Origin of the sequence: Mediterraneibacter hominis (genome assembly GCF_014287475.1) — a bacterium.
GTDB lineage: Bacteria > Bacillota > Clostridia > Lachnospirales > Lachnospiraceae > Mediterraneibacter > Mediterraneibacter hominis.
This window is the reverse complement of sequence record NZ_JACOPF010000001.1, coordinates 880084-903993: the sequence shown is the minus strand read 5'-3', so window position 1 is coordinate 903993 and position 23910 is coordinate 880084. Positions and strand designations below refer to the sequence as shown.

General features: G+C 30.9%; 39 protein-coding genes. 31 read left to right on the top strand and 8 right to left on the bottom strand.

What is annotated here, in order from left to right:
- Positions 1 to 37: 37 nt before the first annotated feature.
- From H8S37_RS04495 to H8S37_RS04460, 8 genes are all read right to left on the bottom strand, one after another.
- Positions 38 to 193 (bottom strand): hypothetical protein, encoded by a 156-nt coding sequence (locus H8S37_RS04495; RefSeq protein ID WP_186874827.1) that lies wholly within the window; start codon positions 191 to 193, stop codon positions 38 to 40.
- Positions 194 to 400: 207 nt separating this feature from the next.
- Positions 401 to 796: a hypothetical protein gene (locus H8S37_RS04490; protein WP_186874826.1), complete on the bottom strand. Its 396-nt coding sequence runs from the start codon at positions 794 to 796 to the stop codon at positions 401 to 403.
- Between the two features lie 19 nt (positions 797 to 815).
- A complete protein-coding gene (locus H8S37_RS04485; protein ID WP_186874825.1) occupies positions 816 to 1148 on the bottom strand; it encodes a hypothetical protein in 333 nt (110 codons plus the stop codon).
- Between the two features lie 267 nt (positions 1149 to 1415).
- Positions 1416 to 2243 carry a hypothetical protein gene (locus tag H8S37_RS04480; protein WP_186874824.1) on the bottom strand — a complete coding sequence of 276 codons (828 nt, stop codon included), beginning with the start codon at positions 2241 to 2243 and terminating at the stop codon, positions 1416 to 1418.
- Between the two features lie 834 nt (positions 2244 to 3077).
- The gene (locus H8S37_RS04475) at positions 3078 to 3929 is read right to left on the bottom strand and encodes a BRO family protein (protein ID WP_186874823.1); all 852 of its coding nucleotides are present in this window, start codon (positions 3927 to 3929) and stop codon (positions 3078 to 3080) included.
- A 141-nt stretch (positions 3930 to 4070) separates the two neighbouring features.
- A complete protein-coding gene (locus tag H8S37_RS04470) occupies positions 4071 to 4808 on the bottom strand; it encodes a DUF3825 domain-containing protein (RefSeq protein ID WP_186874822.1) in 738 nt (245 codons plus the stop codon).
- A gap of 1748 nt (positions 4809 to 6556) precedes the next feature.
- Positions 6557 to 6790: a helix-turn-helix domain-containing protein gene (locus H8S37_RS04465; RefSeq protein WP_186874821.1), complete on the bottom strand. Its 234-nt coding sequence runs from the start codon at positions 6788 to 6790 to the stop codon at positions 6557 to 6559.
- A gap of 37 nt (positions 6791 to 6827) precedes the next feature.
- Positions 6828 to 7046, bottom strand: coding sequence for a helix-turn-helix domain-containing protein (locus H8S37_RS04460; RefSeq protein ID WP_186874820.1), 219 nt, complete (start codon positions 7044 to 7046; stop codon positions 6828 to 6830).
- Between the two features lie 385 nt (positions 7047 to 7431).
- On the opposite strand from H8S37_RS04460, the gene H8S37_RS04455 reads away from it, so the two are divergent.
- The 31 genes from H8S37_RS04455 (at position 7432) to H8S37_RS04305 (ending at position 23891) form a co-directional block, all read left to right on the top strand.
- Positions 7432 to 7704 carry a hypothetical protein gene (locus H8S37_RS04455; RefSeq protein WP_186874819.1) on the top strand — a complete coding sequence of 91 codons (273 nt, stop codon included), beginning with the start codon at positions 7432 to 7434 and terminating at the stop codon, positions 7702 to 7704.
- Positions 7705 to 7856: 152 nt separating this feature from the next.
- Positions 7857 to 8069 (top strand): helix-turn-helix domain-containing protein, encoded by a 213-nt coding sequence (locus tag H8S37_RS04450; RefSeq protein ID WP_186874818.1) that lies wholly within the window; start codon positions 7857 to 7859, stop codon positions 8067 to 8069.
- Positions 8070 to 9536: 1467 nt separating this feature from the next.
- Complete coding sequence (locus H8S37_RS04445) at positions 9537 to 9743, top strand: helix-turn-helix domain-containing protein (RefSeq protein ID WP_186874817.1); 207 nt, start codon at positions 9537 to 9539, stop codon at positions 9741 to 9743.
- Positions 9744 to 9877: 134 nt separating this feature from the next.
- Positions 9878 to 10225, top strand: a complete 348-nt coding sequence (locus H8S37_RS04440) for a hypothetical protein (protein ID WP_186874816.1) — start codon at positions 9878 to 9880, stop codon at positions 10223 to 10225.
- Positions 10226 to 11401: 1176 nt separating this feature from the next.
- Positions 11402 to 11863 (top strand): JAB domain-containing protein, encoded by a 462-nt coding sequence (locus H8S37_RS04435; protein WP_186874815.1) that lies wholly within the window; start codon positions 11402 to 11404, stop codon positions 11861 to 11863.
- 44 nt (positions 11864 to 11907) lie between these two features.
- Entirely contained in the window at positions 11908 to 12264 is a 357-nt protein-coding gene (locus H8S37_RS04430; RefSeq protein ID WP_186874814.1) for a hypothetical protein, read from the top strand.
- 59 nt (positions 12265 to 12323) lie between these two features.
- Positions 12324 to 12482, top strand: coding sequence for a hypothetical protein (locus tag H8S37_RS04425; protein WP_186874813.1), 159 nt, complete (start codon positions 12324 to 12326; stop codon positions 12480 to 12482).
- Between the two features lie 83 nt (positions 12483 to 12565).
- Entirely contained in the window at positions 12566 to 12847 is a 282-nt protein-coding gene (locus H8S37_RS04420) for a hypothetical protein (RefSeq protein WP_186874812.1), read from the top strand.
- Between the two features lie 221 nt (positions 12848 to 13068).
- Positions 13069 to 13257 (top strand): hypothetical protein, encoded by a 189-nt coding sequence (locus H8S37_RS04415; RefSeq protein ID WP_186874811.1) that lies wholly within the window; start codon positions 13069 to 13071, stop codon positions 13255 to 13257.
- 21 nt (positions 13258 to 13278) lie between these two features.
- Positions 13279 to 14229 (top strand): DUF4121 family protein, encoded by a 951-nt coding sequence (locus tag H8S37_RS04410; protein ID WP_186874810.1) that lies wholly within the window; start codon positions 13279 to 13281, stop codon positions 14227 to 14229.
- Between the two features lie 77 nt (positions 14230 to 14306).
- The gene (locus tag H8S37_RS04405; protein WP_186874809.1) at positions 14307 to 14672 is read left to right on the top strand and encodes a hypothetical protein; all 366 of its coding nucleotides are present in this window, start codon (positions 14307 to 14309) and stop codon (positions 14670 to 14672) included.
- Positions 14673 to 14832: 160 nt separating this feature from the next.
- Complete coding sequence (locus tag H8S37_RS04400; protein WP_186874808.1) at positions 14833 to 15213, top strand: hypothetical protein; 381 nt, start codon at positions 14833 to 14835, stop codon at positions 15211 to 15213.
- Positions 15214 to 15258: 45 nt separating this feature from the next.
- Complete coding sequence (locus tag H8S37_RS04395) at positions 15259 to 16182, top strand: tyrosine-type recombinase/integrase (protein ID WP_186874807.1); 924 nt, start codon at positions 15259 to 15261, stop codon at positions 16180 to 16182.
- Positions 16183 to 16215: 33 nt separating this feature from the next.
- Positions 16216 to 16386, top strand: a complete 171-nt coding sequence (locus tag H8S37_RS04390; RefSeq protein WP_186874806.1) for a hypothetical protein — start codon at positions 16216 to 16218, stop codon at positions 16384 to 16386.
- 119 nt (positions 16387 to 16505) lie between these two features.
- Positions 16506 to 16772, top strand: coding sequence for a hypothetical protein (locus tag H8S37_RS04385; RefSeq protein WP_186874805.1), 267 nt, complete (start codon positions 16506 to 16508; stop codon positions 16770 to 16772).
- 115 nt (positions 16773 to 16887) lie between these two features.
- On the top strand, positions 16888 to 17190 hold the full coding sequence (locus tag H8S37_RS04380; RefSeq protein WP_186874804.1) for a peptidylprolyl isomerase: 303 nt from the start codon (positions 16888 to 16890) through the stop codon (positions 17188 to 17190).
- Positions 17191 to 17205: 15 nt separating this feature from the next.
- On the top strand, positions 17206 to 17412 hold the full coding sequence (locus H8S37_RS04375; RefSeq protein ID WP_186874803.1) for a hypothetical protein: 207 nt from the start codon (positions 17206 to 17208) through the stop codon (positions 17410 to 17412).
- Positions 17413 to 17452: 40 nt separating this feature from the next.
- The gene (locus tag H8S37_RS04370; RefSeq protein WP_186874802.1) at positions 17453 to 17656 is read left to right on the top strand and encodes a hypothetical protein; all 204 of its coding nucleotides are present in this window, start codon (positions 17453 to 17455) and stop codon (positions 17654 to 17656) included.
- A 30-nt stretch (positions 17657 to 17686) separates the two neighbouring features.
- Positions 17687 to 17902 carry a hypothetical protein gene (locus H8S37_RS04365; RefSeq protein ID WP_186874801.1) on the top strand — a complete coding sequence of 72 codons (216 nt, stop codon included), beginning with the start codon at positions 17687 to 17689 and terminating at the stop codon, positions 17900 to 17902.
- A 52-nt stretch (positions 17903 to 17954) separates the two neighbouring features.
- Positions 17955 to 18215 carry a hypothetical protein gene (locus tag H8S37_RS04360; RefSeq protein ID WP_186874800.1) on the top strand — a complete coding sequence of 87 codons (261 nt, stop codon included), beginning with the start codon at positions 17955 to 17957 and terminating at the stop codon, positions 18213 to 18215.
- 100 nt (positions 18216 to 18315) lie between these two features.
- Positions 18316 to 18504, top strand: a complete 189-nt coding sequence (locus H8S37_RS04355; protein ID WP_186874799.1) for a hypothetical protein — start codon at positions 18316 to 18318, stop codon at positions 18502 to 18504.
- Positions 18501 to 18740: a hypothetical protein gene (locus tag H8S37_RS04350; protein ID WP_186874798.1), complete on the top strand. Its 240-nt coding sequence runs from the start codon at positions 18501 to 18503 to the stop codon at positions 18738 to 18740. Before H8S37_RS04355 ends, H8S37_RS04350 begins: the two co-directional genes overlap by 4 nt.
- A gap of 13 nt (positions 18741 to 18753) precedes the next feature.
- Complete coding sequence (locus H8S37_RS04345; protein WP_186874797.1) at positions 18754 to 18984, top strand: hypothetical protein; 231 nt, start codon at positions 18754 to 18756, stop codon at positions 18982 to 18984.
- Positions 18981 to 19256 (top strand): hypothetical protein, encoded by a 276-nt coding sequence (locus H8S37_RS04340; protein WP_186874796.1) that lies wholly within the window; start codon positions 18981 to 18983, stop codon positions 19254 to 19256. The genes H8S37_RS04345 and H8S37_RS04340 overlap by 4 nt, the downstream gene beginning before the upstream one ends.
- Before the next feature lie 199 nt (positions 19257 to 19455).
- Positions 19456 to 19707, top strand: a complete 252-nt coding sequence (locus H8S37_RS04335) for a hypothetical protein (protein ID WP_186874795.1) — start codon at positions 19456 to 19458, stop codon at positions 19705 to 19707.
- Between the two features lie 15 nt (positions 19708 to 19722).
- On the top strand, positions 19723 to 20133 hold the full coding sequence (locus tag H8S37_RS04330) for a hypothetical protein (protein ID WP_186874794.1): 411 nt from the start codon (positions 19723 to 19725) through the stop codon (positions 20131 to 20133).
- Positions 20134 to 20174: 41 nt separating this feature from the next.
- Positions 20175 to 21113, top strand: coding sequence for a hypothetical protein (locus H8S37_RS04325; protein ID WP_186874793.1), 939 nt, complete (start codon positions 20175 to 20177; stop codon positions 21111 to 21113).
- Positions 21114 to 21559: 446 nt separating this feature from the next.
- Positions 21560 to 21793, top strand: coding sequence for a hypothetical protein (locus H8S37_RS04320; protein ID WP_186874792.1), 234 nt, complete (start codon positions 21560 to 21562; stop codon positions 21791 to 21793).
- Between the two features lie 342 nt (positions 21794 to 22135).
- Positions 22136 to 22777 carry a DUF6273 domain-containing protein gene (locus H8S37_RS04315; protein ID WP_186874791.1) on the top strand — a complete coding sequence of 214 codons (642 nt, stop codon included), beginning with the start codon at positions 22136 to 22138 and terminating at the stop codon, positions 22775 to 22777.
- A gap of 258 nt (positions 22778 to 23035) precedes the next feature.
- A complete protein-coding gene (locus H8S37_RS04310) occupies positions 23036 to 23662 on the top strand; it encodes a Fic family protein (protein ID WP_186874790.1) in 627 nt (208 codons plus the stop codon).
- Between the two features lie 34 nt (positions 23663 to 23696).
- Positions 23697 to 23891, top strand: a complete 195-nt coding sequence (locus tag H8S37_RS04305) for a hypothetical protein (protein ID WP_186874789.1) — start codon at positions 23697 to 23699, stop codon at positions 23889 to 23891.
- Positions 23892 to 23910: the final 19 nt, after the last annotated feature.

Below are 23910 nucleotides of genomic sequence, written 5' to 3'. Positions count from 1 at the left end.
TTGTGTCGTTGAATATAATTTCTAATAGAGCAATTGCTTATTCCGTAGCATCCGGTAACATAATATATCCATCTACATTGTACCTTTTGAATAATTTGTTGTAATCCTCATTGAAATCCCATGTCTGCTTTAATTCGTTCATGATTTTTTTGAATTGCTCATTTGGCATTATTTTAATCTCTATATGACTCATAATTCACTTCCTCTTTAATTTCTTTTCCCAACCAGGAAAGTAACCATCTTAATCCCGGAATACAATCAAAATGTACACATTCACCAGTGAGGTTTTCAATATATTTTTCTCCCTCAATGATACCTTCATTACAAATAATACAATGGTGTACTGACTTTGGCGGTATATAGTTTGGGCAGGAACATGTACATGGATCAAATCCACAAATTATACACATGGTTTCTCACCTTTTAATTCTAAAATCTCAAACCCTTTTTCATAGCATTCCATGTCATATTCATACCTGTTAATATAATAATCAAAATATTTTACATTCATTGCCTGCTCAACGATGCGACAGATATTTTCACGGATTGTTTCGCGGGTTCCAGATATGTATTGTGTATCAATTCCTTCTCTTTCGAAGCGGAAGTGTCCGTCAATATCTTTTCGCTGAATCCACATTGTAAGCTGGTATTTGTTTTTCTTTTTATTAAACTGATACTGACAAAATACAGAATAATCTTTATACATTGCTTCTTGACTAAGTTGAGAGAGTGGGATAGTAATACCATATCCTTCCTCTCTGTATTTCATATCTGCCCATCCTGTAACTGTGCTCATAATTCATCTCTCCTTTTTTCTATAAAATTTTACTTGAATGCATATTCTTCATACGTTCAGCCGCTAATTGTTTTTGAGCTTCTGTGAGAACTCGTTTTTTCTTTCTGATTGAAATCATATTTTTGTTTTGACAAAGATAAGTCTTACCCCATCCAGTGTCTTCAATCAATTGATACATTTGTGGATTTTCTTTACACAATTTGTCAAACTTAGTTATCTGAGTAGAGTCTGAAGTATAGATTTTTGCAGTTTTTTCATCACGCATATAATAAATATGAGTTTCCTGCTCGTAGAGTGGTACTGATTTTCTGGGAATTATATCTTTTTCAAGTGTCAATATATCCTTCTCCATTTTTATTTAGACCTCCGCTTGCGACATTCTATATTTTTTCTACATTGTTCATCAAATCTTAAATCACGAATGATTCTATCTGCCATATCTGCTATACTTACTCCATATTCCATCTCGAAATCTGATTTGTAAATGCTGCCGCCATATCGTCTATGGTCTAAATAATTTGAACAATTTATAAAATCTATCATATTGGTTTCTTCTCCTTTTGCTGTTTAAATTCATACGTACATCATCCTTTCTCGTTTTTTTAGAATGAAAACATATTTACTTGGTAATTTTATTTAGCAACTTTGTGTAAGCTGCATTTAGTTCTTCTCTATATCCTTCTCTATTTAATACATAAATGTTTGGAAAATTTTGAAAGGCTGCATTAGATTTATGCCGAGCTTTTACATCCATTTTAATTAATAGAGGATTAGTGCCTTCACAAAGAATTTTTAAATATTGAATAATTGATGGCCGGGACATGCCGGTTTCTAGATTGATAACATTTAATGATTTCCAAAATGCTTCGGGAAATTCTGATATTGGCATATTTTTAGGGCGAGTACCTATATAAGAACAAACATAAAGATAAATGAATAATAATGAATCCTTTGATAAATGTTTAGAATTAGAAGATGTAAGATTCATAATCTTATCATAATCATTCCAACGAATATGCGTATAATTTTGAGTAATATTAAATCTGTCGTAAATCAACCGTATCGTAATCAATGTTTTTCTATCTATAGAATTTTGAAATGTTTGATAATCGCAAATATCAGTTTCAATATAATTACTTTGCTCTAAAAAATATAAGCATTTTATAACTTCATAAAATACAGAAGTCTTTACGTTTCTCGTATATTTATGCCCACTTAAATCAAGTAATTTACCAATACTGATTTGAACGACATGTTCTCTGGTACTATATCTATCTAATAACAAATAAACAGCATATAATATGTTATGTATTCCATGCCTTTTTTTTAGATTGCGCTGAATTAACTCATTAGGTATTCGTGTAAACAATCTGCCGCTACATATATATTCATAATTTGTAGTGTGCTCTATTGGAATGATAGTATTAAATTGAATATCACTCTTCATCAAATATCCCTTCTCCTTTTTATGATTCAAAATTATTTTTGTTTAAAAAATATAATTATAATATTATTCTTGTCGCGGTAAAAATAAATGTATTTTTTGATATTACTTTCCAAAAACCTAGTAAAAGATATATATAATACTGCAACCAAACCTATACTCTAATAATATTAATACACCATATAATAAGAGTAATACTTATTTTACGATTTCATTTTTTCTCACGAAAAAATTTCAACCGTAAAATGCTACGCACCTAAAGGTGCTTCGCTAGGGTGCTAACGCACCCTTGAATCGCTTACGCGATTTTCTTTTGTAATCCCATGAATATGGCTTATTTTTAATTACTCTGTATTTAGAAATGCCATAAGATTCCATCTTAGTACGAATCTTTGGTAATTCATTTGCTTTATGTGTAATCACGTCTACATATAGATTCTTATTTTTTCGATAAAAAGACATTTTCATATTTTCCCTTCTCCTTTTTAATCTTGCAGGTAAGTACGATCTATAAAATCATTACCTCGGATTCGTAATATATCTTCACAGACTTGTATGTATGTTTTTGCTGTGGCATATTGCCGATTATTTCGACTAATGCAAAGAAGATAACGTTGATAGAATTTCCATGTATCTATTATTTGGTTATCTGATTTTTCTAAAATTTCAGCATAGCATTTTTCGTATCTATGATTCATGATTATTGATATTCTCCTTTGTTCAATTATTAGTTGTATTAATTGGATATAAGAGGGGATAGGAAAGTAATGTCCTATTATTATCTTCTCCATGTACATCAAAATTGAATTGAAAATGAATATATCAATATGATTGTTTTTACCATTCTCTTGTAATCGTGACTTTATCAAAGTTAAATATCTCATCCAATGAATCCGTATTTTTTTGGAGCTTATATTTTTTTAATAAGGCGTCTATGATTCCGGTCAAATATGTTCTTGCCTTTTTATTATGCGCAATCGCGGACATTGGATGACAATCTAATAAACCATAAGCGACGCAATAATCCAGTTTTAATTGGTCTACATCTATTTCATATGCCTGCTTTAAGGATATATACAGCTTGCGATATAATTCTGTGCGACTGATATTTAAATGCTTCTCCAAGATTTTGAATTTTGGGAACATTTCAATAAGCCATGCTGATGATGGCTGTTGAATGGAAATAGGGTTGTTTACTTTCTGTTTCAGGGATGTAATATCCTTATGTAGCTCTGTTATTGTATTTGTCAGAGTGGATACGGTTGAAAGCAAAGATGCCATTTCTTTTGTAGTTACTCCATTACCGTGGCGATAATTCTCTATGATATCCCAGCACCAATCCATAAACTGATTTGCTTTGGGCTGTCTTGACCATCTGCATATTTCCATAATCCCACGCTCTGAGTAATATACACGCTCTTGTTCTTCTTTTTTTCTCAGGTTAGCCCCGTTCTGGGTACAATTATTCCCAGTTTGGGGGTAGCCTGTTAATTTTATTCGTACATACAAGGAATCTAATCGGTCTTTATGCTTTAAATGTATCTTTTGGATCGCTTTTGATGGGTTTGCATATTCCAATGCTTGACCTATTTGTTCCCTGGTTAATAGAATGTCATCATTCATGTTTCGGTAAAAATTACATACGATATTCCCGAAAGTTTCAGTTGTCACTAATTTTAAGTTACTCATAATTTTTCTCCTTTATTTTGAATTTGTAGATACATTACTTTCTTCTCCATATGTTTTGAAAATTTTCAAAAAAATAAGGCAAACGATTTTCGTTTACCTTACTTTGATATAATATGCTGTTATATTTATTTGTGAAGTCTTTTAAGGAACTAACCAATTACTTTCGGGTTTTGCGATCAATCGGGCATTGTTATACGCCATTTCCAATGTTAAGCAAGTATGCCCTTGATAGATATTATTTACTCTGGTAACAACTAACGCTAAATCAGGTTTGTTTTCATCAACTAAACATAAAGGAAGCAATAACTGAATCTGTCCATTGAAATATTGTGGTACAGCAATTTTGTAATTTGCCGTTACTTTCTTAATCATTGTGTCAATGGCTCCTTTGAACACGGAGTGAATATTTTTGCTTTCTAAAATCTCCCTGGGCATGCGAGTTCTGTTATCCTCATCGTCATAGATATGTTTAAATTGTACATTAATTTTGTAATTCGGATTGAAGATAAGCAAACTTGGATCTTGAAAATAATTTGCTCTTTCAGGTAATGTAGTAATTCCTAAATTGCCAAGATCATAAGGTGTGGCAAATGATTTAAAAAACCAATCTGGATCTGACGAGGAATAATTTTTTTCAGCATAAATATATATGGGTTCATAATAAGTTGTAAATAGCCCTGTATTTATAATACAGTATTCGTCTGTAGTTAAAATTTTTCCTTCTTCTTCCAACTTCTTTGTTGTATGAGTTAGATAGCGTTTTAGAATTGGATTATTAGTATTATCTTTGGTATTCCAGTTTTCACCTGTCATTTTTGCAAGTGCGGTAATTTTTTGGTCATAATTTCCCCATATCATATAATTATAAATGTCCTCCATATTTTCCTCCTTGACAACAATGATATTTTAATATGTGAATAGTATACCATTGCAGTAAGGACTGTGTGAATCTGTTTTAATTAGTTTCTATAATTATCTTCTCTGTTTTATTACGATTTTGTCTGCTGAATTAAAATATAATGTTTTTTATCATTATTTCACTGGATGGAGCTTAAATTTTATTTTTTATATTTGTCATGAAAAAAATAACTTCTGTTTTATTCTAATGATAACCATAGATTTGGAAAATTAAATGTCATCAGGTGATAACTTTATCATTAAATGATAGTTATAAATTCTACTCTGTTATTAGCGTTAGATTTCTGGGAATAAAATTGATTTTAATATCTAATCATATATTGGTTTTATTATATTTATATTTTTATATCAATTTTTTACGGAGCTGAAATGTTTTTCCGGGATAGTGGTGTAAGCATAAATGTTGTGAATTTTATGATTGAAAGTATTGTTTTTTGAATCTGACAATATAGTTTTCGTTTTTTTTATAGCATTACAATTAGATTTAAAAAATAAATATAACTAGGTAATAAATTGGTAGGGTAATAGTTGTTTTGTTTTATATTCTATGGATAATAATAGAATAGCCGGAATAGAATTGAAATTAGATTGCTTTTATCATGTTGGATGTGTTTGCTGAAGCATATACGTTTCCCGAATCAATTACATGCAATGTTCCGGGTGTATGAGTAATTGTATTTTCCATGTTGCATTTATTTTCTATTGTTATAACTAGATTTAAAAAAATATGGTGCTTATGTGATACTTTTATAGGGTTAGTAGGGTTGTGCTGATTTTTCAATGGTTAGTCATTGCGTAGCAAAAATAAAATTGATTTTAAATTAGTAGGCATTTGTATGATTAAAACAAGGGTGTGGAAATGAGTGGAAGGAATGCTTTTATTTATTTCCTTCTCTTTTTGTATTTTTTTATTTTATAAATTTTATTGACTTCGAGATTTTCATAAGAATTTATATTGTATTTGGGTGGGGGTATATTGGAGAAATGATTGATTTTACTGGGATTTTATAATATGTGGGTGGTGTATATTGTGGGTGATTTTTTTAGGAAAATATGAGAGGGATTAATCCATAATAGGGGATATTTGTGGTAAGTTCGTTTGAGGCGTTGAATTTACTGGAAGTGTTGCGTTGGTGAAGTATGAATTTGAGAAAATCTAGGTAGATTGAATGGTTTTTCTTGGAGTTAAGAACGAAGGGGGATTTGCGTATTTATTGAGGTTTAACGAAGTGGGAAATGGGAGAATATCGAACATATTTTCGAACATTTTTTTGGCTGTGACGTGTGAATAGGTCACATGGGGGTTATTAGCGAGAACTAACTTAAATTTGAAATGTAAAACACCCCCTATGCTACAAACATCCCCTATTATTTACAATAATGGGGGATATTTATTTTTATACTATGATAAGAAAAATCAATAAAATATCTAAAAAATAGCGTATTTATAGGGAATTTTTGGATTTGCTAAAATGAGATTTTTGTTGATGTTTTTTATTGTAAAAGTTCGTTGCAAAATCGAAAAATTATTCACACTAAAAAAGGGAGTTATCCACATTATGCGGATAACTTTTTGAGTAAAAATCCCCACTATACACATAAAAATACATGATAATTTAAAATAAATCCCCACTTATATATAAAAATTAGCGAAAAAACAAATGATAATCCCCACTTTTGACACGTTGTATAAAATGCGATTACAGCGATTAATTTTCTTCTTTACGTGGTACAATATCAATCATTAAATCGCAATCAATAGCATCACATACTTGTAATAATATTTTTAAACTAGGGTTATCCGTTCTATTGTTTAACAAATTGCTTACAGTTCCTTTACTCCACCCGGTACTATTACAAATATCTTTTTGTCTTTTATCTTTATCTAACATAGCATGCTTAATTAATAGTGTTATATCTTCTATGTTTCCCTTATATTTCATATATAACTATAACACTCCTATCGTCATCTACTTAATGTTATTCTCTTGCTTTAATGTCTATAATAAATTCAAGATCTATAGCATTGCATAATTTTTTTAAGTCTATAATATTTAACTGCTTCTTTTTAAAGATATTTTGTAGTTGTTGCGGTGATATATTCATTTTTCTAGCAACGTGCGCATTAGTAATTCCTTTTTCATTAAGATATTTTCTATAGTCATGTAAAAATTGTTCTGTGCTTTTATATTCTAACATCTTTCTACCTCGCTTTTGAATAGTAGATTATTGTATCAAATTTTATTTATAAATATAATTATACATATTTAACAATATAAAGCAAGTGAATAATATTTGTATTTATGTATATTAAACAAAATGGTATAAAAATAAATAAAACTATTTACATAAATAAACTTATATGCTATCATTACATCAAGTCAAGCGACACAACAAACAAAATAAGCGACGCTATAAAGTGTAAGGCTCCGCAAACTCACAAAATGGATAGCTTATAATAATGTCGATCGCAAACTTACATAATTTCTAAAAGTGTACTTTGATAACTTAATAGACTTTATACTCTTGATATGTTATAATCTTATCACATCATACATTGTATATCATATAAAGAGGTGATTCCATGACAGATAATGAATTGTTATTAGCTATATCAGACATGTTGGATAAAAAGTTAAATTCCGAGTTGGCACCAATTCGCAACGATATAACAAGTATTAAATTGACATTAGAAAACAACGTTTTGCCGCGCTTACAAAACATTGAATCATGTTATACTAGTACATATGAGCGATACAAAAATGAAGCTGACAGCATAGATGGCATGAAGGAAGATATAGCACTACTTAAAAAAGTGGTACGTGAGCATAGCGCAAAACTTGAAAAGGTATCATAATATTACATAGCAAATATAAAGGGTGTAAAGTCTATTAAGTTGTTAAAGGCTTTACACTTTTTTGTACTTTGATTAATAAATAAAACAATGCTTTCCAATTTTTTTAGTATCTGCTATACTAATATTACATAATTATAACAGGAGTGTATAACATGACTATACAACAAAAAATTGAAAGTGCATGTGTTATTGCCGGAATCAGTAAAACAGAGCTAGGCCGTCGAATGGGGATGAGTCAACAAAATTTTTCAGGACGTTTGAAAACTGGCAAGTTTAGCGATAAAGATTTCAAGTTGATGTCGCAAGCTCTGGGTTGCAAATATTTTTCCGGGTTTGAATTTCCAGATGGCACGCGCATAGAGTAAAGCATACTATAGATGTATGCTTTTTCTATAAACATAATAACATGAAAAAACTTGTGAAAAACAATAAAAAACTATTGACACAATGAAAAACTTGTGATAAGATTAAGACAAGTTAAAAGAGATAAACAAAACGGTTTAGACAATAAAAACTTTACCTTCTCGCGGTGTCAAAATAGGTTCCGTTTTATGACTGATCTAATACAAACCAGAAATTGTATTGAATGTTTATTTTGCAAAATAACACTAGGGTTTCACTGGTATATATAGCTTTACCTAGAGCGCATAAAAAAGCATATACCACCGGTAATGTGACTACGGTTTTTTCCGTAACGGTTGCAAGTCCGTATAAACACAGAGCACCGGAATCAAGCTGTAAAACGAACTATCTTTGTATAGTCGGCGACATTCCAAAAAAGTTACATATTAAACTTTATAGCGGTTACATTTCCCGAAAAAATGAAAACTACAACTATATAATAAAAGCGTATGAAATGAAGTTCTGCCGTGTCAGTTCTAAAAAGTAAAGCGATTAATAAAAATGTGGGTGTAGTCAGAGCAAAGTTACGAACTCTGTAAAAAAGCTAAACGGTTACAACGTCAATCAGTAGTACAGACAGCTATACAATGCGACTGTATAAAATGCAAGTAGCACAACGCAATAAGTAGAAGGTTATTGTAAACGTCCGTAAAAAACAACGTAAATGAGATATGACGATACATCTTGAAAAGTATAACTTTTCTATACTGTACCGCTGAAAATGTAATACATTTCAAGCGTTTGACTCTCTGCCGGGATTGACACGGCATGAAAAGCAGAAGAGGATGCAAGAAGTGTATTTCATTGAAAACTGGCAGACAATACAATCATTTGTGGATGTGAAAATTAAATTGACGGTTGATAATAACCACCGCACAAACGGGACATAAAACAATCTATAGCAATTTAATAAGTAGCGTGACAGAAGCAAGGGACATTACATGAAACTTTCATAGTCTGAAAAATTGAAAAAGTTGAGCCAGGCAGTACAGAATAGAAAGTAGTACTTAAACTGTGAGACGGTCAGCGGTTTAAAAATATGATGACCGCGATATGTGAAAACAGGTATCACATTTAAAATGATTACCGTTACCGATTAAGCTAGGTAGAATGGGCTTTCCAAAAATTTGAGGTTAAAAATCTGAAAAATCAGAAAAAGGCGCGGGACTACTGAAGAATATAATAACCGCGACGGGCGAACCCCCGACAGGGATGAAAGCATATGCTGTAAACCTAAAAAGCTGCCGTCTGGATGTCTGACGTAAACGACATATAATAAGCCGGAGATTTCCGGCATGGCGTCAATGGTTCACCTTTACGCGGTGACGCTATAAGTACATTTTAAACATGGAAACTAACGAACCGAAACAAATAGATATACAACTAGAAATATGCTATAATAGCCTATATTAAGATTAGGCGGTGAGGATATGATAACATACTATAAACTTTTTGACATGCTGAATAGAAGGCATATGACAGTAGAAGAGTTAAGAACTGCTATAGGTGCATCTAGTTCTACAATGTCAAAAATGCGTCAAAATAAAATCGTTTCATTAGATGTTATAGCACGTATTTGTGATACGCTAGACTGTCAACCTGGAGAAATAATGGAAAATGAAAAAGAAAATCTTTAATATATTAAAGAAAATAGTTGACAAAGCGAAAATCTGGAGTTATGCTTGAAACAAGTTAAAAGACAGGAAGGATGCTATCGCACTGGAAATTAATGGGGAAATGTATTTCATATAGAAAAGAAGGAGGTCAAAAAATGTTAGAAAAACAGGATCTAGAGATGATTCGGACGATAATGAAAGAGGAAATATCAGGCGTCAGGGAAGAGATGAAAGCGGAGTTTACATCGGTTAGAAAAGAGATGAAAGCGGAGTTTACATCAGTCAGAAAAGACATGAGAGCGTTAGAAAATCGAGTTTTAAATGAAATCGACAACGTACAGGAAAGAACAAATGAACATTTTGAAAGAATGGATAAACGCCTTGATAATCTTGAAAGTACAGTAAATACGATTAAACTGGAAAATAGCACGGTAAACCTTTTAATTCGTCAAATGGACACCATGCAGAAAGAAATAGATGAACTGAAAAGGAAAGTATCATAACTCGACTAGGCGAGTATAAATAGCCGTCAAGCCTAGTGCGTGCCCCTCATGGGGCGGTCGGAAAATCATTTTCCGAGTAAAGAATTGAAAAAAGAAAAATCCCCATTCTTTACAGAACAGGGAAATTTCAAGAGTGTTTTAATACTCACTTCTGAACAATTTGAGTATAAATCATTTCTTAAAGAACGTCAAGTATTCACTTGACGGAAATTTCCCAGATAAAAAGAGAATAGTAACAATGAAATCCTTTTTTCTAGTGGAGTGCTGGAATTAAGGCGTAACAAGTGCAACCTTTTTTAGACGCTGCACATGGAGGAATTACATATTCAATGAGAATGTAAGAAGAGAGAGTCACTCTATAACACTACGGGAGAATATACGCCGTAAAACAAGTATATCGTGTTGCCGTACACGCTGACTACATCCGGGACGTATGGGATAACCATACATCAGACGTAGCGGAATACCATCCAAAAACGGAAAATATCAGTGGAATAATAGCTGACCGTGAAATGCGGAAAAATGGCGATGATGAATCATCCAAACGGAAAAGCAAAAAGCGCTTTATCCTTCAAATACATCCTAATAATTTATTGGAAACGGTCAAAAGTGGTGTTGGAAACCGTGGACGAGAGTTTTTGACAACTGTATTGAAAGAGCTTATTCTGGAAAATTTAAGCGTTAGAGGCGGATCGCTGAAAACAGGAACAAGAAAAAACAATACAAAGTATCAGAAAAAACCGCTGTAAATAAATTACATATATGAAGTAGAAAATAAAGGAAATTTATTTTCCAGTACATGAGTACAGACGCAACAAAAGAAAACCTTCTGTATTGATGTACTGGAAAATTTTAATGTAAGGAAAGAGAGGGAGAAAAATGACAGAAATCAAGACAGATTATAGAGGCTATGTCCAACATTGGATTGGAAGCGAAAATGATTTTACATATAATTGTATCGATTATGAAAGAGACAAAGAAAACGGAAGATGTTATATGCTTGTTGAATCTTGCAACCTTCATGATTAGAACATGGATGGAGCACTTGTAAAAAAGAGGATTAAAAAATCTGAATATGAAAAAGCATTGAATGAATGTAAGAAAATATTTGATACAAATAACTGTATTTAGGTTTAAGCTCGGAAAATGCAGAAGATAGAAGTGGAGGTTAATCATATGAGAATAACGAAATATGCAACTTTGCTAGATTATGAAAAACATTGTTTATTAGTTAAAGAAAATGCTGTCAACTATCCAGTTGAAAAATTGGACAATGCAGGGAAAATTTATAAAATGCTTTGTGATGTGTTTAATCACAACAGGCAGACAGAAGAATATGTATATTTACTTTGCTTTAATGAGAAATGTCGTTTGCTTGGAATATTTGAATTATCACATGGAAGTGTCAACGCTTCTTTCTGTAGTCCGAGAGAAATTTTACAGAAAACTTTATTGTGTAATGCAACGAGTTTTGTATTAGCACATAATCATCCATCTGGTGATGTTAGTCCTAGTAGAGAAGATATATTTGTATATCGGAAAATTAAAAAAGTATCTGAACTGATGGATATATCATTTTTAGATAACTTAATTATCGGAGATGACTATTATTCATTTTATGAGCATGACATAAAATAAAAGCATGTATTGAAAAGTTAAAAAAAGAAATCGAGGATATAAACATGATGAAATATATAGAAAAAGTTGGAAATATTAAAGTCTACGCAGAAAAGAACGCAGAAAGAGATTATACAATCACTTTTATAAACTGCACTGACATTGTAGTGCAGGAAGTATATTTCACAAACGATATACAGTTCGCCATTGATGATCTGTTTTTGAAAGCCTTCGACATTTACACAGAAGAATATATTTTTCTTTGTATTCAAGGTGCTGAACAATTAACAAAAAATACATACCGGATAGGTGAAAAAGATTATTTTTGTCGAATTGATGATACAAGATTCTTTAAGCATTTTTGTAAATCTGCTGATGAATTTATAACTGATAAAAACGGGATGCGGATCATTGATAGATAGCCGAAGCGGTCAGAAATGACCGTCCGAAATGTGACGAGGCAGGCGAGAAAGGAGAAAATATGTGGGATTTTTTAAGGAAAGAAATGAAAGGATTTACAATTAATGAAATGGCTGGATATTTGGAAAATTACGGCTTTATTATTAAAACACAGACAAAGCGTTGTATTTCCGCAATCGATAAGTATGGGTTTTTAGAATTTTTCTTTTGTACCAAATAACTGACACAGAGGATGTACGCCCGGATAGATGCCGGATGGATGTTTTACTCGAAAAAGGAATAAATAGAAAAGAGGTTTTGGAAATGAAAAAAATAACATTTGTAATTGATGAATTAAAATATTGTCGGGATATATTAAAAATAGATGATAGCACAGCGAAAGATGTAAAAACTACATTAATCGTAACCGGGAATAATAATCTAGTAGACGATTTTAAAATTTATGATCAAAACAATAATCAGAAAAAATATAACGATTATAATTTTTTTGTCAGGTCTTGTATCTTTTATCAATGTTTCAAATATTTTAGAAATGAGCCTTGTGATCTGTTTGGTGTTGTAGAAATCAAAGAAGAAAATTTTTAAGCAGGCCAGCGAAACCGGGGAGGAATTCTCCGTTTGACAAGGAATCGCATCCCGATGTTAATGATAGCAAGTAAGAAGAAGGAAAAAAGATATGAAAAATATTGCTATTGAAAAGTACAAAAAGACAGCATAGAGTTAGCGAAACAATATAATGTATCGCCATCATGCGTTGTCTGGAGCAGACATGCTTGTAAAGGGAATAAAAGGAAAGGGGAAAAAATATGTTAAAAAGGAACACCATAGATCAATTATACGATATTGCTATTGAGAGAGTTAAAGAAAAAAATCATCAAATAGTGTTGAATGAAAGTCAATTAGACGCAATCTATTACAGCATATATGGAATATTACAACATGAAGGTGAAGATGCAGCTAGAAAATATGTTTTGCATGCTGAAATTAGAATCTAAATGATAACAGGAGGAAAAACAATGTATACACTCGAAACATTATCAACAATCAATTCTAGATTTTTATCAGCACATTATGAATTGATTGAAGCAGATGTTAATAAGGTTAATGAATGCGTAAAAAGTATTGAAACATCAAGAACGGAAATACAACCACAAGCAGGTGATATTGTCCAGTATACGGATGAACAAGGTATATATTATGACAATGCATTTATTGAACATATAAAAGGAAACAATGCGTATATTGCGGAACATGCAAATGTATATTGTGATCTTGGTGAAAAGAAAAACGCTTTATTTTCAGTGTCAGCAGGTGGAGCATTTCATTACATATCATTAGAAAAGTTTACATATATCGGGAAAAATAAGCGTCGTTTTTGGCATTTTGGGCATTGTGGAGCATGCGCGGATGGTGGTATTGATTTTTATGCTACTGTCAATACATGGATATGTGATTGCAATAAAGAAGAATGCTCAACGAAAACACATGATAAACATTATATTATATGTGATTTGGACAATAAAGAAAATGAATATCAATTTATATCTAATACACATTGTGCGTGGAAAAATGAAACAGATTTTCAAGCATGGTTACGAACTGTAAGAGCGAATGTAAAACCTGGAAATTGGGATGATCAGCTTATTGTATGGACTTATAAAACTATAGAACATCATGTATCGCCAGATATATTTGAATCTATTGACGCTTTAGAAGATACTTTTCTAATGAATGGCTCTATTAGGAAATGTAAGCGTATATATGATGATACAAATAGTTTGATAGACTTATATTTCGTGTGGTATTGGGATGAGCCGGAAAAAGAATTTTATCAATGTATGGAAGAACAGAATGAAGTGATTAAGCGGTATGTTGAAAATCAAAAAGAAAATAGAATCGCAAGGGAAGAATTGAAAAGTGGAAAAATAAAACCTATTAATATTATGAAAATATTGAGGAGGGATTAAGTTTGAAAAGAACGAATGACACAATAATGAAGAGATAGATTGGTTATTCAAGGTGGAAAGAGAGGAGGAGTTAAGCAATGGGAATCATCTATAACAAGAACGCACAAGAACAGGAACTTTACATAGCATATGGATTTACAGTCTATGGAAAAATAAATAAATACGAATGGACAATTTACCCAGATAGAGCATTAGAGGATGTACTTATTAGCTTGCGAATTACAGACGAAAATGGAAATGATATTTATAACAAACATCTTGGAAATAACTGCTCATTTATGAAAATATTTAATAATACAATAGATAATTTTTTATATTGGATTAAAAACGATAAGCCGGATGCATATAGTCTTAATAAAGCTGTTTTTGATTGCTTATGCTCAAATAACAGTTTGTTTAATCATAGAATGGAAAATCGAAAATTTAAAGAATTTAAAGAATAAACAGAACGGGGTAAAAAATCAAAACAAAATAGAGAAGAAAGAATAAAACAGATTAAAGAGTACTGCGAAGAAAAATCTTTAATCTGTTTTTTTATGGATCAGAAGTATATCTGATTCAATCTTTACATAAGTGTGAAAAACAGAAAAAGAAAGGAATAATATGATGGGAAATATGGTAAGTCAAAAGGTAAAAGATTTTGCGTACATGGCAAGGAGAATCAAAGAAGTGGGGGCAACAATAGAAGCAGAATATAATTATTCTAGAAATTGTCATTTTAGATATTTCATGTATAAAGGGCAAAAGATAAATATTGATGAGGTAAACGAACATCGCGCAGCGAGCTTCTACTGGACAAGGAAAAATATAGATACACTTTTTGATGAAATTTTATTGAAAATTACTGATGAAAAAAGAAAAGTATATATTGAGTGTCGGGACATGCTTGAAGAGGTTTATACATATCATGAATTTACGTGGGGGCATCGTGAGTATATAGGCACAGGGGATATAAATTATGTATTCACATATGTTGTAAAATAGTAAATTTTTCTCATAGCTTTGCTTATAGAAAAGAAAGGAGAAAAAATGTTCTTTTTAAACAAAAAAGAAAATATGACTCTGGGTGAACTGCTAAACGAGTGGATTGAATTACATCAAATGAGAGTACATGATGGAACTACATATGGATATATAAAAAGTATAAATTTATTAAAAAATTACGATATATATAATAAAAAGATAAAAAACATAAAAGGAGAAGATATACAGAGTATTTACTATGAGTTTAATAAAAAAGAAAAAAAGAGAAATACAATTATAAATTATAGTAAAGTATTGAATATGTCTTTCAAATATGCAGAAGAAAAAGGATATATAGAAGAAACACCTTGTAAGAATTTAGTTATTCCGGCAAAAAATGTGCACATAGTAGATCCGTTCACTGCGGAAGAGGTAGAAAAAATTTTAAAGGTGGAAATGAAAGAGTGGACACGTGATGCTATAGAAATAGCGTTTAGAACAGGATTGAGGAAAGGAGAAATTTTTGCACTAACGAAAGATGCAATAAATTTTGAGGAAAATTTTATTATAGTAAAACAATCACAAAGCCTCGACAAAAAGGGAAAAACAGTGATTGGAAAAACAAAAACGCCGAGTTCAAAGCGGCGTGTAGATTGTGATGAAGCAACAATAAAGATATTACGCAAGTATTACGAAAATAGTAAATCAGAATTCATATTTTCCTGGAATGATGGGCGAATGATAGTTCCGTATAATATTGCTCACACGTTAAAAAAGAAATGCAAAATTGCAGGGGTGCGCCCGCGGCGATTTCATGATCTGCGACATGCTCATGCCACATTTTTGCTATTAAATAACGTGCATATCAAAGTCGTACAAGAACGGCTAGGACATGCGAATATAATAGAAACATTAAAAACATATAGTCATATAATTCCGACTATTCAGAAAACCGCGGTGGAAGCTTTGGATAAATTAAATTTTGATTGAAAAACTTATTAGGTAGAATGGGAAAGGAGAAGTATGAAAGAATTACAGCTTATAAATATAAAACCTAAAAAGACTATACAATTAATTAATATTAATACAAAAGAGAAAAAATGTAAAAAGAAAAAAGAGGATAACTATTTAAGTGTTGAGTTAATAATAATTGGAGCTTATTTTTTTCTCTTTATGTATTCTGTTATATTCTGAATTAACAAAAGGATATATAAAACTTAATAAAGATTTTAAAATATGAAAGCGTTTGACAATAACAATAATTTAAAAGCTTTTATTTTTTTCAAAAATTTAAAATGGAAGGAGAAAATAATATGTCACAACTGAATGATATTTATGAAGAGGTGTATTTGAGAACAGAACATTCGCAGCATGTAGAAGCAATAACTAGAGCAAAAATTGATGAAGATGAATTAGTAAGAGAATATAAAGAAAAATACGAAAATACTTTATCGGAAGAAGAATGGGAAGAGCTAGAAGAAATGGTTATTTGTCCTGTAATGAATATAGCTTTAATCAACGGTTTTAAAGATGGATTTAGATATGCATTGATATTACTTTTTGAAGCATTAACATTTTAATATAAGCATTTTATGAAAGAAAAGGAGAAAGAAAAACAAATAATTAAGTATAGAATAAAATCGTTGAGGACAAGTTGAAATACACTTGTCCTTTTCAGTAGAAAGGAAAACTATTATGAAAATAAAAAATTTATCACAATTAAAGAAAGCAATTAATAATAAAAATGAATTTATAATTGTAGAACATGGAATAAGACCAGAATATGTTGGACAGATCAGAAAACCGAATCTAATCCAAACAAACGGTTTTTATTCAATTGTTGATAATGAACCAAATCATCCTGTTACACTAGCGAATAGTGGAAAAGGTTCATGGATCGAATATGGGAAAGCAAGTGACTGGAAATTTGAAAATGAACTATGTATACAATATATTGGCGACCGTAAAATTTGGACAATTGAATTTCTAGACTGGTGAGAAAGAGGGGTTGCAATGGCAACAACACAAGACATTATTGAAAAAATGAGAAAAGATGGATATCCATACAAGATAATCGGAAATGGAGGATATAAAGCAACATTATATGATATACAACCGTTGAATGGTGGTGAATATATGGCTATTTATCGTTATCCAGGTGGAGTATGTTGTCATGGATTAGAAGAAATTAATCAATGTTTTGGAGTTGTAGAAAGATAACATATAAATCACGAAGTTTATAGGGAAGGTGGGAAAAATTATGACAGTAAAGGAGTTATATGAATTATGTAAAAAGGAAATCGAAGAAGGCAAAGAAAATAACGATATTGTATTATGTGTAAATAGTGATGAATTTCATACATTGGAACATGGATTTTCTTCACCAGTTTACAATGATAGTGCAATATATGATTTTTTAGAGGAGTGGGAAGCGCAGGAAGATAATATCTCGGTATTAAATTAAATAACATTGTAAACAAGAGGAGGAATGCTAATGGCAATTACAATACAAAATATTATTGATGTATTAGAAAAATTTCATAGCAAGTATAAATTATCAGCCGATAAAAAAAGTATTACATTTTTCTTTAATAATGGGGATATAACGAGGATAGAAATTGGTGATGATAACAAATCAATTGCTGTATGTGGAAGAATAATTGGAGATTTAGATGAGCTAGAAACGTGGCTTTATTATAATCGTGGATAAAAACATAAAACGAATATTTTAAGTGTTTAAGTAAGTCAATAAAGGAGAAGTAATGGAAAGTAATATAAAAATAAGAGCAACAGGAAAAGAAATTAATTCTGCTTGTCATGCAGATAATATAGGATGCAGTATTCGATATTATAAAATTACAAATTGTGATTTAGATAATGTCACAGATGAGGAAATTGATAACAATAAGTGGATTTATGAAGTAAGAGTTAGACATCCAGAATTATCAAAAAAATTGAACAGACCACAACCATATACAATTCAATCTATGATTAATACGATAGAAGAATTGAAAAAAAGATAGCATAAAATCGATTTGTTATAAGGAATAAAGATAATGGTGAAGGAAACATAGAAAATTGGATTTATCAATGGTTATCAACGAATATTTAAGGAGAATAAGAGTGAAAAATAAAAAGAGTGAATTTGATAATACGGCAACTAATGAATTAAAGAAACAATATATTTCGCTATGCTTTGGAAAAATGATTTATGGTATCAACACAGATATCAAAAGGAACAAAATAGCAGAAGAAATTGATAAAAGAGAATTTGCGAAAATGGGAAATTTTAGGGAGGGGATTACATTATGAATAAGAAAGAATTTTTAAATTATATAATTGATTGTGCTATATGTTGTGGGTGGGAAGATTGTCATGGTAAAGATCAAATCAGAGCATTATTTACAAGCTGGTGCCTAATTTTTCATATTGATGCGGATACAAAAGAATGTGATGATGCGTTAAGTATACTTTATTTACGCGCAGCAATGGAAGAAGTGATAGAGTATAAAGATTATGAGCAATTTATGATTGAATTTATTGTATAGGAGGAATTTTCTAATGGAAAAGACTAAAATACTTGAAATGTTGAATAACGGACGAATCGAAGAACTTAAAAGAGAAATTCAAGATGAAATTTTTCAAGATGAATTAAAAAAATTAGGCGGTGCTGATGCAAAGAAAAGATATACTGCAATGAAGAGATATTTTAAATATGCAGACTGTTATGATAAGAGGTTGTTTTATCCCTGTAAAAACCTTTCTGTAGAAATCCGTGGTGAAAAGAAATGAATTATTTTCTTAGTAAATATTCATTTGTTCTTACATCAGAAAGTATTGGAACGATGGAAGATTTTAGTAGTGTGGCAGATGAAAAAGAATATTTTAATGTGCAGAAAATGATTGATATGCCTTTTGATTTTCAAGAGTTTGATCCGAATAAAGCATTATCTATTGTAAAAGCTAGAGGATATAAATATAAAGGCTCAGAACTGGATATTTGTAAATTTACATACGCTTGGCATTATAAAGATGCTTATTATAAAGTCGGGATTTTAGATTAGGCATATAGCATTATCAATGACGGAAAGAACGCAAAAGTTTATTATACAAATGGGAAATCAGCACTGTATATTGAAACAAGTGTTGGATTGGCAGTTATACTTCCTATGAGTTGGGATACATATGTTGGAAAAATTGTAATAGAAGTAGAAGAATAGTCCGTAAAAAATAATGTTTTTTTATAAAATTGGAGAGAAAAATATGGTAGTAAAAGTGAACGAAATTATTAATTGGTTTTATAGTAATTATAGGGATAAGTTAGTACAGGTGCATGAGTTTCATGGGACGAAAGAGGAATGTTTTAAAAGAATATACGCATTGCGTCGAAGCGGAAGATATGATAGTGCAAGGCGTTATGAGTTCCAGGATAAAATATTGGAATCAGAATATCAGAAGTGGAAAGATAAGAATGAAACTATAGAAATGTTTTATGGTAGCGGTGTAATAGATTGACGAGGTGACAAAATTATGAATGAGAAATTTAATTGGGTTTGTGATAATATTGGACTATTAGAGACATGGTTAAAAAATGCTAGAAATAATGTTTTCCCTGATAACGACGATTTTATAACACATATTAGAGTAGGAGTATTATGTTTGGATTTAATTAATAAAAATATTGATGACATTGAGTATCTGTGTGCAGATTTATATGTTGGTGGTATTGATACGGGGTATGGATATGCAAATTTAGAAGGTGAAAGCTATCCATATGACTATTGTGATGAAATTGGGCATTGTTGGAAAGTTGATGATATTAAAAATGAAGATTCTGACAGCGTTTTAAAAATTGTTGCAGAAGAGATAGAAAATCAGATTGTTAAAAATGAACAGAAATATCCATATTGTTCATTAATAGGAAAGGCAATGGAAAGTTGAAAGTATGGTAATAAATTCGATATAAGAAAGGAAAGTATACTATGGAAAGATTAATTGATAAATTTGCGGAGAAAGTATTAAAAACAACAGAATCATTTATGGTTGAGTCTGGAAATTGTGATACTGATAAAAGGTATCACTTTTTTATTCAGTGCAATGTGGGAAAAGCAAGATATGTGTATGGAGAACATTCATATAGAGACGAAAAATTTCATACTGATTTAGATTTAAATCCGAAATTGGTTGCTATTGTAGCAGATGACAAAATTTATATTGTAGATGAGTTTGAACTTGATATATACAGAGGAGAAACTGAATTGCCGGAAAATATTTTCAAACTCATAGATATTGTTATAAAGGAAAATGAGTATGTTAAATCTGTTATCTTTGCGGATTTCTACAAGTCTTTGAAGGAAAATGATATTACAGGTGAGGAGTTATTAAAGGAATGCAAGGATGAAGCAAGAAGAATTTTATTTGTAAAAAATCCGGTAGTAAATGAATCAACAATTGAATCTATGTTTAATCAACAGGATATAGCGAACTCTTTATGTGGAGTAATTAATCTGGAATTAGAGGCGGTTAAAAGACTAGAATCAAAGAAGGAGAATTGGATTTATAAAAAGTCTTATAACAAAAAAGTGAAAGAATTGGTGGAAAATCGCTCAGTGGTAAAAGATTATGAAGTTAAAATTGCGGAGGGAATTAGAAGTGTAGACGCTAAGACCGTTTCTGTTGAATTTGAATTGAATGGGAGAAAAGAGTTCGCAAAAATGAATCCTCATAGAGTCATTAGGTGTATGATGGACAACGATTATTTTAGTGCATATGATTTTGAAACTACTAAACGTGGTTACGAACTCATTAGAAAGTTAGATGCTGCTACATGGAGAGGGAATAATAATGGCAAAGAAGTTCTTACTTGTAGGAATATCACTAAAATTACATATAAAAAGAAAGAACTGTATATAAGGAAATAATCATATAAAATACTGATTTTAAAGGAGAGGTAATTATGAAATTACCATATGATGGAACGACAGAAAGTATAAGAGCTCACATTATGGGTGATTGCTGCTCTTATGCTGTTAATAAATATTAAATCTATTGAAGGCAATTTCTGGTTTATTAAAAATTAAAAAGGTTATTTACATGCACTAAAACCATGTAGATGCACAATGAATGGTGTATTCAGTCATTATGAAAGTGTAGATTATCTATTAACAAAAGATAATATGTGGCGAGAAACAAAATGCACTGGATGTTATAAACCCAGAAAAGATGCAATTAGAGAAATTGAAAATTATATGTAGAAAAGGATGATAAGAGGAATATAGATATGGCAAAATATTTAGTTGCATATTATGAATGTTATTCCAGAGAATATGAAGTAGAAGCAAATAGCAAAGGGTAGGAGGACAAAAGAATGAGTAAATATGCTATTAGAGTAAGGGAAATATTTTCACGTACAGTGATTGTGGATAATGTGGAATCTATAGATGAGGCATTGAATGAGGTTGGAAAGGCAGTAGAAGCTGGAAGAATAAATCTTGATTATGATGATTATGATGATCGAGATATAGAACCGTCTCCATATTTCGATGGTGAAATTTCAGATGATGAAGATGTAAGCTACTATCAGCATATCAATGAGAAATAGAATTCACATTTTAGAGAGAATCTAATGTAGAAGATGAGAATATGATGTAAAGCTTTCGTGTTAAGTTATTTAACATCCTTTTAAGTTCAAAAAAAAGAATTATGGAATTTTAAGAAGCATTTGGAGAATAAATATTCAGATGCTTTTTTATTATATTTTTGAAGGGAGACGGGCGGATGCAGAGATTCACTATTGAAACTATTATTGAGAATGGACAAGGACATTACGAAATTACTGATAATACAAATGGAAATACTGTACATTGTGATTTTTCCGAACTTAATGAAACATTGTATGAGCTTATAAGTGAATAATAAAAATATAAAAGAGGAGATTCAAATTATGAAAAATAATGTAAGTGTAATTAATAATACAGGGAAAGATATTATAGTAATCGTTAATAAAATAAATGGAAGTATGCAGATCAGAATTGATGAAGGTGGAAAATTAGTTAGACTATTTACGTTAAAACCTGGTAATGTGTTTAGAGATAGTGATGGAGTTGAGTATATAGTATGTGAGCATTTTATAAATGATACAACGGCAGTAGTAACAAAAAAGTTATTAGAGAAGAAATGGGAATTCGGCTTAACAAATAATTGGGGAAATAGCTATATCCGTGCATATTTTAATGGAGAATATTTTAAAGAACTTGAAAATAAATTTGGAACAGAAAGTATTATTGGACATGAGGTAGACCTTTTATCTATGGATGGATATGATGATTATGGAACATGTGTTGACAAAGTAAGCCTGATGACGTTCGATCAGTACCGCAAATATAGTAAGATTATCGGAAAAGTAGATTCTTGGTGGTGGCTTGCAACACCCAATCAAACACCTTCAAGAAATGATTCTTCTTACGTCCGGTTTGTTTGTTCCGATGGCGGCGTGAGCTGCAACGGTTGTGGGTATGACGGCGGGGGCGTGCGTCCGTTTTTTATCCTTCCATCTTCAATTTTTGTATTTCCTGATGCAGAGTAGAGCGTAGGCAATTCAATAAACATGGAATGTGGAAATAGATTATAATATGAAGGAGGAAATATCTATGTTATTACCAGGAATTATTGTATCAGTTGTTGGATGGTATTTATTGCAAATCATTAAGGATTGGATCGATCAGCAGAATTTAAAGTAAGAAAAAATATGAATAAAATTAATCTTATAAAGAAAAAATGAAATTGGCACATGTACTATTTGCGTAGTATAATATATACGAAAATCATTAAAGGAGATGTTAATATGCGTGATACAGCAATTGAAATGGCAAAAAGGCTATTAATAGATAGCATTTGGAAAAGCGCTAATTTAGAGGGATTAGGCACGACATTTCCAAAAACAGAGGCAATTATAGCTAACGCACCGACAACAACAAAAACAGAAGAAGTTTTATTTGTTATTAATATGAAACGAGCATGGCAATTTTTATTAGATAATATTGAGTATAAGAATTGTATCGCACTATTAAGAGAGTATGATAAAATTGTTGGTGAATTGCTTTTTAGCTATGCTGGAGAAATAAGAACTATACCCGTACAGATAGGTGGAACATCATGGGAACCTGAAATACCACAAACAGGAGTTATCATAGAGTGTGTAAATAAAATAGAACAGATAGAAGATATTGAATTAAAGGCACTGAAATACTTTTGTTATATTGCCAGAACACAAATGTTTATTGATGGAAATAAGCGCGTAGCACAACTTATGGCGAACAAAGTATTGATTGAAAATAATATTGGCATTTTTCAAATACCAATTGACAAGTTAGAAGAATTTAAGGGATTGCTTATTTCTTTTTATGAGAGTGGAGAAGATGGTGCAATTATTGAATTTATGAGTGAATTTTGTATAAGAAGAATAAGATGAAATTTAACTTTCATGTAGAGAGGTGAGAATATAAATGCGTGAAATAATGGAATACGAATTGGAAATAAAGCGGGAGCGACTTAAAAAGCTACAAGAGTATTTTAAAGTCGATCTGAAAGATATGGATTCTATGAATTATGAAGATAATGCGATTAATTCTCTATTGGAAATGAAGAAGATTAAAACAGAGATTGCACAGATAGAATATTATTTACAGTTAAAAGAATAGTTTTATGTAATGAGGTGAC

Excerpts from the sequence above, each read along its gene's own strand:
- H8S37_RS04350 (WP_186874798.1), top strand. The coding sequence starts at position 18,501 with ATGAATAAGAAAGAATTTTTAAATTATATAATTGATTGTGCTATATGT.
- H8S37_RS04315 (WP_186874791.1), top strand. The coding sequence starts at position 22,136 with ATGAAAAATAATGTAAGTGTAATTAATAATACAGGGAAAGATATTATA.
- H8S37_RS04395 (WP_186874807.1), top strand. The coding sequence starts at position 15,259 with ATGTTCTTTTTAAACAAAAAAGAAAATATGACTCTGGGTGAACTGCTA.
- H8S37_RS04325 (WP_186874793.1), top strand. The coding sequence starts at position 20,175 with ATGGAAAGATTAATTGATAAATTTGCGGAGAAAGTATTAAAAACAACA.
- H8S37_RS04455 (WP_186874819.1), top strand. The coding sequence starts at position 7,432 with ATGACAGATAATGAATTGTTATTAGCTATATCAGACATGTTGGATAAA.
- H8S37_RS04490 (WP_186874826.1), bottom strand. The coding sequence starts at position 796 with ATGAGCACAGTTACAGGATGGGCAGATATGAAATACAGAGAGGAAGGA.
- H8S37_RS04375 (WP_186874803.1), top strand. The coding sequence starts at position 17,206 with ATGGCAACAACACAAGACATTATTGAAAAAATGAGAAAAGATGGATAT.
- H8S37_RS04445 (WP_186874817.1), top strand. The coding sequence starts at position 9,537 with ATGATAACATACTATAAACTTTTTGACATGCTGAATAGAAGGCATATG.
- H8S37_RS04385 (WP_186874805.1), top strand. The coding sequence starts at position 16,506 with ATGTCACAACTGAATGATATTTATGAAGAGGTGTATTTGAGAACAGAA.
- H8S37_RS04420 (WP_186874812.1), top strand. The coding sequence starts at position 12,566 with ATGAAAAAAATAACATTTGTAATTGATGAATTAAAATATTGTCGGGAT.
- H8S37_RS04405 (WP_186874809.1), top strand. The coding sequence starts at position 14,307 with ATGGGAATCATCTATAACAAGAACGCACAAGAACAGGAACTTTACATA.
- H8S37_RS04465 (WP_186874821.1), bottom strand. The coding sequence starts at position 6,790 with ATGAAATATAAGGGAAACATAGAAGATATAACACTATTAATTAAGCAT.
- H8S37_RS04380 (WP_186874804.1), top strand. The coding sequence starts at position 16,888 with ATGAAAATAAAAAATTTATCACAATTAAAGAAAGCAATTAATAATAAA.
- H8S37_RS04360 (WP_186874800.1), top strand. The coding sequence starts at position 17,955 with ATGGAAAGTAATATAAAAATAAGAGCAACAGGAAAAGAAATTAATTCT.
- H8S37_RS04305 (WP_186874789.1), top strand. The coding sequence starts at position 23,697 with ATGCGTGAAATAATGGAATACGAATTGGAAATAAAGCGGGAGCGACTT.
- H8S37_RS04330 (WP_186874794.1), top strand. The coding sequence starts at position 19,723 with ATGAATGAGAAATTTAATTGGGTTTGTGATAATATTGGACTATTAGAG.
- H8S37_RS04365 (WP_186874801.1), top strand. The coding sequence starts at position 17,687 with ATGGCAATTACAATACAAAATATTATTGATGTATTAGAAAAATTTCAT.
- H8S37_RS04410 (WP_186874810.1), top strand. The coding sequence starts at position 13,279 with ATGTATACACTCGAAACATTATCAACAATCAATTCTAGATTTTTATCA.
- H8S37_RS04340 (WP_186874796.1), top strand. The coding sequence starts at position 18,981 with ATGAATTATTTTCTTAGTAAATATTCATTTGTTCTTACATCAGAAAGT.
- H8S37_RS04430 (WP_186874814.1), top strand. The coding sequence starts at position 11,908 with ATGATGAAATATATAGAAAAAGTTGGAAATATTAAAGTCTACGCAGAA.
- H8S37_RS04435 (WP_186874815.1), top strand. The coding sequence starts at position 11,402 with ATGAGAATAACGAAATATGCAACTTTGCTAGATTATGAAAAACATTGT.
- H8S37_RS04390 (WP_186874806.1), top strand. The coding sequence starts at position 16,216 with ATGAAAGAATTACAGCTTATAAATATAAAACCTAAAAAGACTATACAA.
- H8S37_RS04415 (WP_186874811.1), top strand. The coding sequence starts at position 13,069 with ATGTTAAAAAGGAACACCATAGATCAATTATACGATATTGCTATTGAG.
- H8S37_RS04480 (WP_186874824.1), bottom strand. The coding sequence starts at position 2,243 with ATGAAGAGTGATATTCAATTTAATACTATCATTCCAATAGAGCACACT.
- H8S37_RS04345 (WP_186874797.1), top strand. The coding sequence starts at position 18,754 with ATGGAAAAGACTAAAATACTTGAAATGTTGAATAACGGACGAATCGAA.
- H8S37_RS04470 (WP_186874822.1), bottom strand. The coding sequence starts at position 4,808 with ATGGAGGACATTTATAATTATATGATATGGGGAAATTATGACCAAAAA.
- H8S37_RS04425 (WP_186874813.1), top strand. The coding sequence starts at position 12,324 with ATGTGGGATTTTTTAAGGAAAGAAATGAAAGGATTTACAATTAATGAA.
- H8S37_RS04440 (WP_186874816.1), top strand. The coding sequence starts at position 9,878 with ATGTTAGAAAAACAGGATCTAGAGATGATTCGGACGATAATGAAAGAG.
- H8S37_RS04400 (WP_186874808.1), top strand. The coding sequence starts at position 14,833 with ATGATGGGAAATATGGTAAGTCAAAAGGTAAAAGATTTTGCGTACATG.
- H8S37_RS04335 (WP_186874795.1), top strand. The coding sequence starts at position 19,456 with ATGGTAGTAAAAGTGAACGAAATTATTAATTGGTTTTATAGTAATTAT.
- H8S37_RS04370 (WP_186874802.1), top strand. The coding sequence starts at position 17,453 with ATGACAGTAAAGGAGTTATATGAATTATGTAAAAAGGAAATCGAAGAA.
- H8S37_RS04495 (WP_186874827.1), bottom strand. The coding sequence starts at position 193 with ATGAGTCATATAGAGATTAAAATAATGCCAAATGAGCAATTCAAAAAA.
- H8S37_RS04450 (WP_186874818.1), top strand. The coding sequence starts at position 7,857 with ATGACTATACAACAAAAAATTGAAAGTGCATGTGTTATTGCCGGAATC.
- H8S37_RS04460 (WP_186874820.1), bottom strand. The coding sequence starts at position 7,046 with ATGTTAGAATATAAAAGCACAGAACAATTTTTACATGACTATAGAAAA.
- H8S37_RS04475 (WP_186874823.1), bottom strand. The coding sequence starts at position 3,929 with ATGAGTAACTTAAAATTAGTGACAACTGAAACTTTCGGGAATATCGTA.
- H8S37_RS04320 (WP_186874792.1), top strand. The coding sequence starts at position 21,560 with ATGAGTAAATATGCTATTAGAGTAAGGGAAATATTTTCACGTACAGTG.
- H8S37_RS04310 (WP_186874790.1), top strand. The coding sequence starts at position 23,036 with ATGCGTGATACAGCAATTGAAATGGCAAAAAGGCTATTAATAGATAGC.
- H8S37_RS04485 (WP_186874825.1), bottom strand. The coding sequence starts at position 1,148 with ATGGAGAAGGATATATTGACACTTGAAAAAGATATAATTCCCAGAAAA.